The 13,339-nt window shown below is 54.6% G+C and carries 11 protein-coding genes; 7 read left to right on the top strand and 4 right to left on the bottom strand.

From position 1 onward, the window contains the following. Positions 1–106 precede the first annotated feature (106 nt). Complete coding sequence (gene gdhA / locus RTX30_RS00790) at positions 107–1,450, top strand: NADP-specific glutamate dehydrogenase (RefSeq protein WP_312685859.1); 1,344 nt, start codon at positions 107–109, stop codon at positions 1,448–1,450. Positions 1,451–1,583: 133 nt separating this feature from the next. Here gdhA and RTX30_RS00785 read toward each other — a convergent pair whose 3' ends face one another. After that, positions 1,584–3,527 carry a DNA topoisomerase III gene (locus tag RTX30_RS00785; RefSeq protein ID WP_312685856.1) on the bottom strand — a complete coding sequence of 648 codons (1,944 nt, stop codon included), beginning with the start codon at positions 3,525–3,527 and terminating at the stop codon, positions 1,584–1,586. A gap of 4 nt (positions 3,528–3,531) precedes the next feature. Then, positions 3,532–4,575: a selenide, water dikinase SelD gene (selD, locus tag RTX30_RS00780; protein ID WP_312685853.1), complete on the bottom strand. Its 1,044-nt coding sequence runs from the start codon at positions 4,573–4,575 to the stop codon at positions 3,532–3,534. 267 nt (positions 4,576–4,842) lie between these two features. On the opposite strand from selD, the gene phoC reads away from it, so the two are divergent. Then, positions 4,843–5,589: an acid phosphatase PhoC gene (gene phoC / locus RTX30_RS00775; protein ID WP_312685850.1), complete on the top strand. Its 747-nt coding sequence runs from the start codon at positions 4,843–4,845 to the stop codon at positions 5,587–5,589. A gap of 62 nt (positions 5,590–5,651) precedes the next feature. On the opposite strand, the gene RTX30_RS00770 is transcribed toward phoC, so the two are convergent. After that, a complete protein-coding gene (locus tag RTX30_RS00770) occupies positions 5,652–6,203 on the bottom strand; it encodes an NAD(P)H nitroreductase (protein ID WP_312685848.1) in 552 nt (183 codons plus the stop codon). 163 nt (positions 6,204–6,366) lie between these two features. Here RTX30_RS00770 and sppA point away from each other — a divergent pair, with 163 nt between their 5' ends. The 4 genes from sppA to RTX30_RS00750 all read left to right on the top strand — a co-directional run bounded on the left by sppA (position 6,367) and on the right by RTX30_RS00750 (position 11,776). Then, positions 6,367–8,220, top strand: coding sequence for a signal peptide peptidase SppA (sppA, locus tag RTX30_RS00765; RefSeq protein ID WP_312685846.1), 1,854 nt, complete (start codon positions 6,367–6,369; stop codon positions 8,218–8,220). A 62-nt stretch (positions 8,221–8,282) separates the two neighbouring features. Continuing rightward, on the top strand, positions 8,283–9,299 hold the full coding sequence (gene ansA, locus RTX30_RS00760; RefSeq protein WP_312685844.1) for an asparaginase: 1,017 nt from the start codon (positions 8,283–8,285) through the stop codon (positions 9,297–9,299). Between the two features lie 10 nt (positions 9,300–9,309). Then, positions 9,310–9,951, top strand: a complete 642-nt coding sequence (gene pncA / locus RTX30_RS00755) for a bifunctional nicotinamidase/pyrazinamidase (protein WP_312685842.1) — start codon at positions 9,310–9,312, stop codon at positions 9,949–9,951. Positions 9,952–10,438: 487 nt separating this feature from the next. Next, the gene (locus tag RTX30_RS00750; RefSeq protein WP_312685840.1) at positions 10,439–11,776 is read left to right on the top strand and encodes a CitMHS family transporter; all 1,338 of its coding nucleotides are present in this window, start codon (positions 10,439–10,441) and stop codon (positions 11,774–11,776) included. Positions 11,777–11,811: 35 nt separating this feature from the next. Here the strand turns inward: RTX30_RS00750 and RTX30_RS00745 are convergent, their stop codons facing one another. After that, on the bottom strand, positions 11,812–12,258 hold the full coding sequence (locus RTX30_RS00745) for a RadC family protein (RefSeq protein ID WP_312685838.1): 447 nt from the start codon (positions 12,256–12,258) through the stop codon (positions 11,812–11,814). Between the two features lie 150 nt (positions 12,259–12,408). Here RTX30_RS00745 and RTX30_RS00740 point away from each other — a divergent pair, with 150 nt between their 5' ends. Next, complete coding sequence (locus RTX30_RS00740) at positions 12,409–13,311, top strand: GntR family transcriptional regulator (RefSeq protein ID WP_312685836.1); 903 nt, start codon at positions 12,409–12,411, stop codon at positions 13,309–13,311. Positions 13,312–13,339: the final 28 nt, after the last annotated feature.

Raw genomic sequence — 13,339 nt, 5'->3', positions numbered from 1 at the left:
TTTTTCCCTTGCCCGCTGCCGCATTGCGGATGTTATAGTCCAAAAGCGCCCATTTTTTGCGCACACAACCACAAGACATTCACACCGATAAGAGAAACTTATATCTATGGATCAGACCCACTCTCTTGCATCATTTCTTGCTTATGTTCAACAACGCGATCCACACCAGCCGGAGTTCTCGCAGGCCGTTCGTGAAGTTATGACTACCCTCTGGCCTTTTCTCGAAGCCAACCCCCGTTATCGCCAGTTTTCACTGCTGGAGCGTCTGGTAGAACCGGAACGCGTGATCCAGTTCCGCGTTGCGTGGGTGGACGACCGCAACCAGGTGCAGGTTAACCGTGCCTGGCGCGTGCAATTCAGTTCGGCCATTGGCCCGTACAAAGGCGGAATGCGCTTTCACCCCTCGGTGAATTTATCCATTCTGAAGTTTCTGGGTTTTGAACAAACCTTTAAAAATGCCCTCACCACTCTGCCGATGGGTGGAGGTAAAGGCGGCAGCGATTTCGATCCAAAAGGCAAAAGCGACGGCGAAGTGATGCGTTTCTGCCAGGCGTTGATCAGCGAACTTTATCGTCACCTGGGGGCCGACACCGACGTGCCTGCGGGCGACATTGGCGTTGGTGCGCGTGAAGTCGGTTTTATGGCCGGAATGATGAAAAAACTCTCTAACAACACGGCCTGTGTCTTCACCGGTAAAGGGTTATCATTTGGCGGCAGCCTGATCCGCCCGGAGGCGACGGGTTACGGTCTGGTGTATTTCACTGAAGCCATGTTAAAACGCCACGGGCTGAGTTTTGAAGGCCTGCGCGTCGCCGTGTCGGGTTCCGGCAACGTCGCGCAGTACGCGATTGAGAAAGCCATGGCCTTTGGCGCCCGCGTGGTCACAGCCTCTGATTCGGCCGGAACCGTGGTCGATGAGTCCGGCTTTACCGCAGAAAAACTCGCCCGCCTGTGCGAAATCAAAGCCAGCCGCGATGGTCGTATTGCCGATTATGCGCGCGAATTTGGCCTGACCTATCTCGAAGGTCAGCAACCGTGGTCCGTACCGGTAGATATTGCGCTGCCGTGTGCCACGCAAAACGAGCTTGATACTGACGCTGCCCGCCTGCTAATTGCCAATGGGGTTAAAGCCGTTGCTGAAGGGGCCAATATGCCTACCACCATCGAAGCAACAGAACTGTTCCTTGACGCCGGCGTCCTGTTTGCCCCCGGGAAAGCGGCCAATGCCGGAGGTGTGGCAACGTCAGGTCTGGAGATGGCCCAAAACGCGGCGCGCATGGGCTGGAAAGCGGAGAAAGTGGATGCCCGTCTGCACCATATCATGCTCGACATTCACCAGGCGTGTGTGGAATACGGTGGAGAAGGTAAACAGACGCACTATGTGCGTGGGGCGAATATTGCCGGTTTTGTTAAAGTCGCCGACGCCATGCTGGCGCAGGGCGTCATTTAACCCGGTTCGAACTCGCAAGGCGCAGGCCAACTGGCATAATGCCGGGTGGCGCTGCGCTTAGCGTCAGGTTTCTGACCGGATAAGCAACGCGCCAGCCGCCCCCGCAGTATGGCGACTGGCACGTAGGTCCAGCCTACGACATCTCTGTCGGGGTTTCCGCCGCTGGCGGGCGTTTTTTACCCCGGCCTTTCGCAAAGCTCTTTTTCTTTTCCCCGCCCGGTGCAATCAGCCCGCGAAACTGACGTACCGGGGTATTACGCGCCTGGTGGATAAGCTCATGCAACGTGCCGACCAGCGGTTGCATAAAATCCTGGTAACGGCACTCTTTCTCACTGATTTGCGTCAGCACGGATTCCCAGTGCGCGGTCATATCCGGTCGGGCCGCCATTTCCGGCAGCGAATGGATCAGCGCCCGCCCCGCATCGGTTGAATGAATATAGCGCCCTTTTTTCACCAGGAAACCACGTTTAAACAACAGTTCGATAATCCCGGCGCGGGTCGCTTCGGTGCCCAGACCATCGGTGGCACGAAGGATCTTTTTCAGGTCTTTATCCTGCACAAACCGTGCAATTCCGGTCATGGCAGAGAGCAAGGTGGCGTCGGTAAAATGACGCGGCGGTTGAGTCTGACGCTCGACCACTTCGCCTTTTTCGCACAGCAGTTCATCTGCTTTCGCCACGACAGGTAATGGCGTCCCGTCGTTTTCTTCATCACGTTCCTTCGAGCCCAGCAAGGTACGCCACCCTGCCTCAGCAAGGAAACGGGCTTTTGCAACAAACTTGCCGTTGGCAATATCCAGATCGATCTGACATTTGCGAAATACCGCATCCGGGCAGAACTGCATCAAATACTGGCGGGCGATCAGGTTGTAAACCCGGGTTTCGTTCTCGGTAAGATTGACCTTCGCGGCACGAGCGGTCGGGATAATGGCATGGTGCGCATCGACCTTTTTATCGTCCCAGCACCGGTTGCGGGTATCCGGGTTGATCACTGGCTGCGGCAGTAAATCTGCCGCGTGAACGCTGATTGCATTCATCACAGCATGCCGCCCGGCGTAATGTTCCTCCGGCAGATAGCGGCAATCAGAACGCGGGTAGGTAATGAGTTTGTGGGTTTCGTACAGTTTCTGGCAGGTATCCAGAACATTTTGCGCGCTTAGTCCGTAACGCTTAGCCGCTTCGATTTGCAGCGCCGACAGCGAAAACGGCAGCGGAGCCAGTTCTGATTCCCGTTTATCGTTATACGCCGTGACGATAGCGGGCTGCCCGGAAATACGGCTGACCACATGATCCGCCAGCGGGCGGTGCAGCAGGCGCCCTTCTTCATCCTGGTAGGGCTCACACGCTTCGCTCGGCTGCCACAATGCGGTAAAGCGTTCACCCGCCGGAGTGAGGATGTGGGCTTTCACGTCAAAAAAATCTTTGGCGATGAAGTTTTCGATCTCTTCATCGCGGCGCACCACCAACCCGAGGACGGGCGTCTGTACACGACCAACAGACAACACGCCCTGATAGCCCGCATTACGGCCAAGTAAGGTATAAGCGCGGGTCATATTAATGCCGTACAGCCAGTCGGCGCGGGCGCGGGCAAGCGCCGACACGCACAGCGGAATAAATTCGCTGTTGGCGCGCAGGCGTTCAATCGCTCTTTCTACCGCCTGTGGGTTAAGGTCGTTGATCAGGCAGCGCTGCACCTGCTGGCGCTTTTGCGGGGCCAGTTGCAAATAGTCGATCACTTCGTCGACCAGCAACTGCCCTTCGCGATCCGGGTCACCCGCGTGTACCACCTGTTCTGCACTGGCGAGCAAACGCTTAATGACGTTAATCTGCTTGAGCACTGAGGGGCGTGGCTGTAACTGCCACTTCTCAGGCACAATCGGCAAATCAGCCAGGTTCCAGCGGGCATAACGGCTGTCGTAAGCATCGGGTTGCGCCTGCTCCAGCAGGTGACCGATACACCAGGTCACCACCTGATCATTACCACACTCAATGTAGCCGTCGCCTTTGCGATGCGGCTTTGGCAGCACATCGGCAATAGCGCGGGCCAGACTGGGCTTTTCGGCAATAAATAACCGCATAAAATTAACGGATCTCGATCATCGGGCGGCCGCCACGGGCACGCACCAGTTCGCCAATGGCGCTCAGTTCAATGCCATATTCTGCCGCCGTGGCTTTCACTGCCGTTTCCGCTTCTGGCAAGACCGCCAGCAGCAGCCCGCCAGAGGTTTGCGGATCGCACAACAGGTCACGCACGTCAGCCGGCATTTCACCCATTAAATGGCCATAGCTTGCAAAGTTGCGTTGCGTACCGCCCGGTACCGCGCCTTGTGCGATATAGGCTTCGACACCGGGTAACTTCGGCACATCCTGCCAGTTGATCTGCGCTTGCACGCCTGCGCCCTGACACATTTCGCTCAAATGCCCGAGCAGGCCAAAACCGGTGACATCCGTCATGGCTTTCACCCCGTCGATAGCGGCAAACGCCGCCCCGGCGATATTCATCCGGCACATCACTTCAGTCGCCAGTCCCTGATGTTCTGCTTTCAGCAGCGACTTTTTCTCAGCGGTTGTGAGAACGCCAATCCCCAGCGGTTTGGTCAGGAATAACCGACACCCCGCCTCGGCGGTGCTGTTTCGCTTCACGCGCTCAGTAGGCACCACGCCCGTTACCGCAAGACCAAAGATGGGCTCTGGCGCATCAATAGAGTGCCCGCCCGCAAGGACAATGCCCGCCTGCTGGCAGGCAAAGCGGCCACCCTCAATCACCTGGCGGGCAATCTCTGGTGCCAGGGTGTTAATCGGCCAGCCCAGAATCGCGATCGCCATGATCGGTTTCCCCCCCATCGCAAAAATATCGCTGATGGCGTTGGTGGCGGCAATGCGGCCAAAATCGAAGGGGTTATCGACAATCGGCATAAAAAAGTCAGTGGTGCTGATAATGCAGGTACCGTTACCCAGATCGTAAACGGCGGCGTCATCGCGCGTTTCGTTGCCGACAAGCAAGTTCGGGTCGAGAAACTTCGCCTGCTCGCTGTGCAGAATAGTATCCAACACTTTGGGGGAAATTTTACAACCGCAACCGGCTCCGTGGCTGTATTGCGTTAAACGTATAACTTGCTCGCTCATGGACATCTCCTGTCAATGCAATCCCGCTATGGTAGCGCCCAAACGGTAAGGTGATAAGTCTGGCAATCTGAAATCGCGCGCTGTTGCTCATTAAGCGAACGAAAGCCGCCCCTGACGCGCCTGTTTTTACGTCACGGCTGTCGCCAGAGAGCATCTCATCTGTCATTTTGCGAGCTAAGCCAATTTAATTTTTTTCTAATTGTGACAGAAATATGACAGAGCCTGAGAGGGCAACGGACATTATCCAACACCAAGGAACTACGGCGAATGAAAAAAAATATTCTCGCATTTTGTCTTGCCAGCCTGCTTTCTACCAGCGCACTGGCGTTGGTGCCTGCGGGCAACGATGCCACCACCAAACCTGACCTTTACTACCTTAAAAATGATCAGGCGATTGACAGCCTGGCGCTGTTGCCGCCTCCGCCAGAGGTGGGCAGCATTGCATTTTTGAACGATCAGGCGATGTATGAACAAGGCCGTTTATTGCGCAACACCGAACGAGGTAAACAGGCGGCTGAAGACGCCAACCTGAGTGCGGGCGGCGTGGCAAATGCCTTCTCGGCCGCATTTGGCTCACCCATTACCGAGAAGGATTCTCCGCAGCTACATAAGCTGCTGACCAACATGATTGAAGACGCTGGCGATCTGGCCACCCGTGGGGCGAAACAGAAATATATGCGTATCCGCCCGTTTGCCTTCTATGGCGTACCGACCTGCAATACCAAAGAGCAGGACACGCTGTCGAAAAATGGCTCTTATCCCTCCGGCCATACCTCCATCGGCTGGGCAACCGCGCTGGTGCTGGCGGAGGTGAATCCGGCGCGCCAGGATCAGATCTTTAAACGTGGTTTCGATCTTGGCCAGAGCCGGGTGATTTGCGGTTACCACTGGCAGAGTGATGTTGATGCTGCGCGTATTGTCGGTTCGGCGGTTGTCGCCACGCTGCACACCAACCCGGCTTTCCTGCAGCAGTTACAAAAAGCCAAAGATGAATTTGCCGCTCAGCGCAAATAAACGTTCAGAATGGCCCGGCAGCGCGATGACGTTGACCGGGCCTGCAAGAGATAGTCTGCTATTCAGAAACGCGTCACAAACGGCGTGGTGTCTGGTAACGTGACGGTGGTGGATGCTTTCAGTTGCGGGGTGCCGAGGTAGAGGAAGCCGACGATTTTATCCTGCTCGCGGCAGTTAAATGCCTCACGCACGACCGGGCTGTCGGTCAACGGCCCCGTACGCCAGATACCATTAAACCCCTGCGCCAGCGCCGCCATTTGCATGGCCATCACAGCACACCCAGCCGAAAGCAACTGTTCCCATTCCGGGACCTTAGGGTGCGCTTCGCATTTGGCGACCACCGCAATAATCAGCGGTGCGCGAAACGGTGAAGTGCGGGCTTTTTCGATGCCCTTTTCATCCTGGCCGGCCGCCACAGCCCCCTGTTCCAGAATCTGACTGAAACGCTCGCGCCCTTCGCCTTCAACGACGAAAAAATGCCACGGTTGCAGCGTGCCATGATCCGGAGCGCGCATTCCGGCGCGAAGAATGTTGTCCAGTTGTTCACCTGTCGGCGCTGGCTCCGCCAGTCGGGAAGCACTGCGACGGTTGACGAGCAATTCAAGTGCGTCCATTAGTTAACCTCCTGTAGTCAAATTTATTCATAAAATTAACACGGGCGTAGAATTTGTTACAGCGCCGGAGGCGATTCCTGCTGACAAGTGACGGCGGGGTAATTAGGATAACCACACTTTGCCGCTCAGGGCAGCGGTGGGCGTTAACTACCAGGGAGAATACATGCGAACCCTTTGGCGTATTATTGCCGGTTTTTTTAAGTGGGCCTGGCGATTGCTGAACTTTATCCGCAATCTGGTGCTGAATCTGTTCTTTATCTTGTTGGTGCTGGTGGGTGTAGGCATCTGGATGCAGGTCAGCAGCGGTAAAGCCGATCACAGTAGTCGCGGTGCTTTGCTGCTGGATATTTCCGGTGTGGTCGTCGACAAACCGAGCGCCAGCAACCGGCTCGGCGTGCTGGGTCGTCAGTTCTTTGGCACCAGTTCCGATCGCCTGCAAGAGAACTCCTTGTTCGACATCGTTGAAACCATCCGCCAGGCGCAAAACGATCGCAATATTACCGGCATCGTGATGGATCTGAAAAACTTCGCCGGTGCCGATCAGCCATCGATGCAGTATATCGGTAAAGCGCTACGCGAATTCCGCGACAGCGGTAAACCGGTGTATGCCGTCGGAGATAACTACAGCCAGGGGCAGTACTACCTTGCCAGTTTCGCCAACAAGATTTGGCTCTCGCCGCAGGGTGTGGTTGACCTGCACGGCTTTGCTACCAACGGGCTTTATTACAAATCGCTGCTGGATAAGCTGAAAGTCACCACGCATGTGTTCCGCGTCGGTACATATAAATCAGCCGTCGAGCCGTTTATCCGTGACGATATGTCGCCCGCTGCGCGCGAGGCCGACAGCCGCTGGATCAATGAGCTGTGGCAAAACTACCTTAATACCGTGGCCGCGAACCGCCAGATCACCGCGCAGCAGGTGTTCCCTGGGGCGCAGGCCATGCTGGATGGTTTACGCAAAGCCGATGGCGATACCGCGAAATATGCGCTGGATAACAAACTGGTGGATGAACTGGGCTCCGCTGCCGATGCGGAAAAAGCACTGGTTAAACAGTTTGGCTGGAGCGACCAGGATAAGAACTTCCGTGCCGTCAGTTATTATGACTATTCGCTGAAGAAACCGAGTGATGTCGGCGATACCGTGGCGGTGATTTTCGCCAATGGCGCGATCATGGATGGAGAAGAGACGCCGGGTAACGTGGGCGGTGACACCACCGCCGCGCAGATCCGCGATGCTCGTCTGGATCCGAAAGTAAAAGCCATTGTGCTGCGTGTTAACAGCCCTGGTGGCAGCGTCAGCGCATCAGAAGTGATCCGTTCCGAACTGGCGGCGGTCAGAGCGGCAGGCAAACCGGTGGTGGTTTCGATGGGCGGAATGGCCGCGTCCGGGGGTTACTGGATCTCTACCCCGGCAAACTACATTCTGGCTAATGCCAGCACCCTTACCGGTTCTATCGGTATCTTTGGGGTTATCAACACCGTGGAAAACAGCCTCAGCAGCATTGGCGTGCATACTGACGGTGTGGCGACGTCACCGCTGGCGGATATCAGCATGACCAAAGCCCTGCCGGATGAAGTGCAGCAGATGATGCAGCTCAGCATAGAAAATGGCTATAAACGCTTTATCACGCTGGTGGCGAAGTCGCGCAACAGTACGCCGGAGCAGATCGATCAGATTGCGCAAGGCCACGTCTGGACCGGGCAGGATGCGAAAGCTAATGGTCTGGTCGACGGGCTGGGTGACTTTGACGACGCGCTGGCGAAAGCCGCTGAACTGGCGAAGCTTAAACAGTGGCACGTCGATTACTACGAAGAGGAAGCCAGCTTCTTTGACCGGGTAATGGACAGCATGTCCGGCTCTGTTCGCGCCATGTTGCCGCAGGCCTTACAGGCGTATCTGCCCGCCCCGCTGGCGAATGCCGCGCTGGAAGTCAAAAACGAAACGGATAAACTGGCCGTGTTTAACGATCCACAAAATCGTTACGCGCTCTGTCTCAACTGCGCCAATATCCGCTAAAATCGCCTGTTCACGTCCCCTCCCGCCGGAGGGGATTTTTTTGATGCTAAGAACTTATTATTATGCAAAAAAAATCCATTTACGTAGCCTACACGGGCGGGACCATCGGTATGCAGCGCTCTGAGCACGGCTACGTGCCTGTATCCGGGCACCTGCAACGTCAGCTGGCGCTGATGCCTGAATTCCATCGTCCGGAAATGCCCGACTTTACCATCCACGAATACGATCCGCTGATGGACTCCTCCGATATGACGCCGGAAGACTGGCAACATATTGCCGACGACATCAAAGCGAACTATGACCAGTACGACGGTTTTGTCATCCTTCACGGCACCGACACCATGGCGTACACCGCTTCTGCACTGTCGTTTATGCTGGAAAATCTCGGCAAACCGGTCATTGTGACAGGGTCACAAATTCCGCTGGCGGAACTGCGTTCAGACGGGCAGATCAACCTGCTGAATGCGCTGTATGTGGCGGCGAATTTCCCCATCAACGAAGTGGCACTCTTTTTCAATAACCGTCTGTTCCGGGGGAACCGCACCACCAAAGCGCATGCGGATGGTTTTGATGCTTTTGCCTCGCCCAATCTCGCGCCGCTGCTTGAAGCGGGTATCCATATTCGTCGTCTTAATACGCCGCCTGCGCCTTACACCGTGGGGGAACTGGTAGTGCATCCGATCACTCCGCAACCGATTGGCGTTGTCACTATCTACCCCGGTATTTCTGCCGATGTCGTGCGCAACTTCTTACGCCAGCCGGTAAAAGCGCTGATCCTGCGTTCTTATGGTGTGGGCAACGCACCGCAAAATGGTGAGTTTCTCAAAGAGCTGCAGGAAGCCAGCGCGCGCGGCATTGTGGTAGTGAACCTGACCCAGTGCATGTCCGGCAAAGTGAATATGGGCGGCTATGCCACCGGCAACGCCCTCGCCCATGCCGGTGTGATTGGCGGCGCGGACATGACGGTAGAAGCCACGCTGACTAAACTTCACTATCTGTTAAGCCAGGATTTGGATGCCGATGCAATCCGCAGCGCAATGACCCAAAACCTGCGCGGTGAACTGACGCCGGACGAGTGAGGAGGCAACCATGACGCAACGCGCTTTGCTGCTGGTCGATATCCAGAATGATTTTTGTGCGGGTGGCGCACTGGCTGTCGCAGAAGGCGACAGTACGGTGGACATTGCCAATGCCATGGTGGCCTGGTGCCACGCACGCGCAGAAACCATCGTGGCCAGCCTTGACTGGCACCCGGCGGATCACGGCAGCTTCGCCAGCCAGCATCACGCAGCGCCCTTCAGCCAGGGCGAGCTGGATGGCCTGCCGCAAACATTCTGGCCCGATCACTGTGTGCAACACAGTGAAGGTGCTCAGTTGCATCCGCTGCTGGATAAAACAGCGATTGCGGCGGTATTCCATAAAGGGGAAAACCCCTTGCTGGACAGCTACAGCGCGTTTTTTGATAACGGCCACCGGCAGAAAACCGCCCTCGATGGCTGGTTGCGCGAACACGGTATTAACGAACTGGTGGTCCTCGGGCTGGCCACCGACTACTGCGTAAAATTCACCGTGCTGGATGCGTTACAACTCGGTTATCAGGTCAGTGTGATCACCGATGGCTGCCGCGGTGTGAATCTTCATGCTGACGACAGCGCGCAGGCCTTTATGGCAATGGCGGCTGCCGGTGCCACGCTTTACACCCTGGCGGACTGGCAAGAAACGCAGCCGTAATCCCCCTTGCTGGCGGAAGCATTGCGTTTCCGCCACGCACATAAAATGCACTTTTTATCACATAAATGCATTTAAGCCGTAAAAATTATGCATTTCTGTGCATTGCACATTCGCAGATGAAAAAAACGCTGTACTTATAATCTGATACCTCTTGAATATTGCATTTCACCCCCGCAAGCAGTGCTCACCTTCGGCAGTGATGATCGGTTTTTAATCGATTTGACTCACAATTTTATTGCATTTTTCTTGCTAAAAAACCCATTTGATCGAATGTTGTTAACATTATGAAAACAATTAACTGACCTCTGGAGTATTTATGACGCTTTATCACCCCTAAGCCACCACAACCCCCCTGCACAGGCTTAGCCCGTAGCAGACCTCAGGTGGCAGGCTATCAACTTGCACCGCGGGGATGAACAGCCCCGCGAAAACAGACGCGAACTTTCTGACAGTTGGCGCGATCTCTCCGCGCCGGCAGGAGATCCTTATGCTTTCACTTTTAGGTTACGGCATGATTGTTGTTTTTATGGTGCTGATCATGACCCGGAAACTTTCGGCGCTAGTGGCATTAACGCTGATCCCGATTATTTTCGCCATGCTTGCAGGCTTCAGCGCCGACATGGGCGGCATGATGATTGACGGTCTGAAGAAAGTGGCCCCCACCGCGATCATGGTGATTTTCGCCATTCTCTATTTCAGCACCATGTTTGACACGGGCTTGTTTGATCCGATTATTCGCTTCTTTATCCGCATTATTAAAGGCGACCCCGTTAAAGCGGTGATGTGCACCGCGGTGTTGGCGGCAATGGTGTCGCTGGATGGCGATGGCTCGACCACCTATATGATCTGTGTGACTGCCATGTTGCCCCTCTTTAAACGCATCCGCCTCGATCCGCTTGCGCTAACCTGCGTGGTGTTCCTGTCGGGGAGTATCACCAACCTGCTGCCGTGGGGCGGCCCGCTCGCCAGAGTCGCGGCGTCCTTAAAAGTGGAATCCAGCGAGCTCTTTATTCCGTTAATTCCCACAATGATTGTCGGCTTTATTGGTGTACTGGCGCTGGCCTGGTTTATTGGCATGCGGGAGCGCCAGCGCCTGGGAACGCTGTCAATTCACCCCGGTCATCTCGGACGGAAATTTGCCGCTGAAGAGACAACCGCGGCTTATATTACCCACGCGCCGGATGAAAAAGAGGCCCTGCGTCGCCCTAAGCTGTTCTGGATTAATTCTGCGCTGACTACCGTATTAATGGTTTCACTGGTGCTGGAATTACTGCCGCTGGCCGTCTTATTTATGATTGCCTTTGCGCTGGCGTTGCTGATCAATTATCCGCAGCTTGAAGCGCAACGTCAGCGTATTGCGGCCCATGCGCCTGCGGCCCTTAATCAGACCTCGATATTCCTTGCGGCAGGGATCTTTGCCGGTATTCTCTCCGGCACCGGAATGGTGACCGCCATGTCGGGCACGCTGCTGGATATTTTACCTGACAGCTTTGGTCCATATTTAGCGCCTATCACGGCCTTAATCAGCTTGCCCGGTACTTTTTTTATGTCGAACGATGCCTTTTATTACGGCGTATTACCGGTGATTGCCGAAGCCGCAAAAACCTATGGTATCGCGCCGGTAGAAATTGGCCGGGCATCGCTGGTCGGCCAGCCAGTGCACCTGCTTAGCCCCCTGGTCGCCTCGACCTATTTGCTGGTCGGGCTGGCGGGGGTGGAGTTCAGCGATCATCAGAAATACACCTTTAAATGGGCATTTTTATTGTGCATGTTATTTCTCGCCTGCGGTTTACTGCTGGGGATTTATCCGCTCTATTCCCGGTGATAACGACGCGGGCAGCTTTTCGCGTGCCCGCTTTTTTACATCAGACCTTTTTCTGCGAGCGAAAATATCCCATGAGAGCCAATCACCAGATGATCGAGGACCACAATATTTAGCAAGCGCATTACCTTCTGAATATCTTTGGTTAACTGATAATCGGAACGGCTTAATAATGGATCCCCGGAGGGGTGGTTATGCGCCAGAATAAGGGCTGCGGCGTTAAGCTGTAGTGCGCGTTGCGCGATGACTCGGGGGTGCACTTCCACACGGTTGATGGTGCCAAGGAATAATTTCTCGAAGCCGATTAGGGTATTTTTATTGTCGAGAAACATGACGGCAAAGACTTCCCGCTCATCCGGCTCCAGGCTTAAGCGCAAAAACTGCTTCACTGTTTCTGAACCGGTCATTTTCAAACCGGGCTCACGTAAGCGTCGGTCAAGGATCTCTATTGCCTGCGCAATAATCTGGCGCTCATCATCGGTCATTAGCCGTCTCTTTTGTTCTCAACGCGTTAATACCCTGTTCTGTGCCGGGTTATTCAGCGCGCCATGATTGCATTTAAATTTTTTAAAATGCAATAATATTGGCATTGATCTGCATCCAGATGCACCCTGCACAGGCATAAGGCAGCTTATATGAAGGTTAGCTCACTGACGGAACGTATTTCAGACAAAATTATCAGCATGATCGACGGCGGAATGTTGTCGCCAGGCGCGCATTTAAGCGTGCCAAAGCTGGCGGAGAATTTCGATGTCTCCCGCTCCCCGGTACGTGAAGCGTTACTGTTTCTGGAATTTAAAGGCATTCTTAACCAGCAAAAAAACCGCGGTTTTTTTGTCAACGATGATTACCAGCCACAGGCGCATGTGAGCAACTTACGCAATACCGATGGTGATCTGCCGAAAGAGTATTACAAAATCGCTGAAGATTGGTTGCAGGACAATATCGAAGCTGAAGTCACAGAACAATATTTGCTGCGCACCTATGACTTATCGAAAACCCAGTTGAATATTATTCTGAGCCGCGCCATGAGCGAAGGATGGGTGGAGCGTAAGCAAGGGTATGGCTGGCGTTTCCTGCCCGTCGCCAAAACCAAACAAGCGCTCGAGCAAATCTTCAGCTTTCGTATGGTGATCGAACCGATGGCGATCCTGGAACCGACCTATAAAGCCCCGCAGGATAAGGTGGCGGAACTGAAAAAAGAGCTGCAGATGTTGCTCGACTCCGGCATTGAAAAACTTTCGCCTGCGCTGCTGCAACTGGCGGGTTATCGCTTTCATGAGACATTGATCAGTTTTTCTAACAATCCTTATTTCGAAATCTCCCTGCGTAATGTCAACCGCATGCGCCGCTTGCTGGACTACCGCATTATGGACGATCGCGGCCGCTACTATGCCGAAGTGAAAGATCATTTGCATATTCTTGAACTGATTGAATCCGGTCAATTAATTGAGGCGTCGTACACCATGAAACAGCATCTGGTGAAAGCGCTACACAATAAGAGCCGTATCGACACGCAGGTCTTAGCCAAGGCCTGACATGAAGTGCTTTTGTTGATGTACTGCT

The sequence above is a fragment of the Kosakonia sp. genome (genome assembly GCF_032052965.1).
Lineage (GTDB): Bacteria > Pseudomonadota > Gammaproteobacteria > Enterobacterales > Enterobacteriaceae > Kosakonia.
Note: the sequence above shows the minus strand (reverse complement) of the source record. Positions and strands in the feature narration are given on the sequence as shown.